Origin of the sequence: Pseudomonas sp. HY2-MNA-CIBAN-0224, assembly GCF_040310285.1 — a bacterium.
GTDB classification, from domain to species: Bacteria; Pseudomonadota; Gammaproteobacteria; order Pseudomonadales; family Pseudomonadaceae; genus Aquipseudomonas; species Aquipseudomonas helleri.
The window spans coordinates 1-254 of the sequence record NZ_JBEOPQ010000714.1; the positions used below are offsets into that span (position 1 = coordinate 1).

Sequence of the window (254 nt, forward strand, 5' to 3'; positions counted from 1 at the left end):
GTTGATCAGCATAATCCATCTGAGTGCTGATGATAAAGCTTACCCGCTTTGGCAACGGCTTGCTGCCCATTGACTCAAAAGTCTTACGCCCCATAATAACGATACCTTGAATAGCGCCATCGTTATCTTTGGTCGTCATTTTTTTAAAGTGCTGCAAGTCTGCTGAGATATGCCACGGCAGTGCATTGTCTTTACCGATACAACGATTGCTACTGATAGCAGCAATTTGGGCGACTTCAGTGTGGGCATAACTC

General features: G+C 45.3%; 1 protein-coding gene. It reads right to left on the reverse strand.

Annotated features, from left to right (window positions below; genetic code table 11):
* A partial coding sequence (locus tag AAEZ03_RS28190; RefSeq protein ID WP_502947984.1) for a dihydrofolate reductase occupies window positions 1-254 on the reverse strand: 254 nt, incomplete at both ends.